We start from the raw sequence: 522 nt of genomic DNA, 5'->3' as shown, positions 1-522 counted from the left end.
TGGAAAAAACCATCATTAACAATTTACGCCCTTGGGCCAATGATGAAAACCTGACCGGTCAACATGTTATTGCCATTACCCGCTCTTTGACCAGCTTTCTTGATGATATGATTGCACGCGGTGCACTGCTTGGTGGGCGGGTTTGGTTTGACCGTGATTTAAATTCCAACAGCAATTTACAACTGGGGAAATTGCGGGTGGAATTTGATGCAGAAGAAGTGCCGCCTCTAGAAGATTTAAGCTTTGGCAGCCGGCGCAATGGAGCTTACTTTAATCGGCTTGCTGAAGATATCCAAAATAAAATGATTTATGCCTTTGGCGATACGCTAGAGGGTTATCGCAAAGCAGCAAGGAGCGACATATGACTTTAAGAATTGTTCGCGGTTTTACCCTGATTGTTGATGATGATGTTAATCTTCATCTTGATCTTGAAACCCTCAAATTACCTACGTTGGAAGAAATCACAGAAACCTATCAACCAGGGGGCTCTGATATGCAGATTGATGTGAGCGGTCTTGGTGT

The 522-nt window shown here is 43.7% G+C and carries 1 protein-coding gene and 1 pseudogene; both read left to right on the top strand.

What is annotated here, in order from left to right:
• Nucleotides 1-365 (top strand): annotated as a pseudogene (locus ACFINA_RS09810) (phage tail protein); the annotation flags it as partial.
• Nucleotides 362-522 (top strand): phage major tail tube protein (locus ACFINA_RS09805; RefSeq protein ID WP_375615544.1); only part of this gene is annotated, 161 nt, incomplete at its 3' end. The pseudogene ACFINA_RS09810 and the gene ACFINA_RS09805, both read left to right, overlap by 4 nt.

It is taken from the genome of Bartonella sp. AC10YNML, from assembly GCF_042196825.1.
Taxonomy (GTDB): Bacteria; Pseudomonadota; Alphaproteobacteria; order Rhizobiales; family Rhizobiaceae; genus Bartonella.
This window is presented reverse-complemented; position numbering and strand designations above follow the sequence as displayed.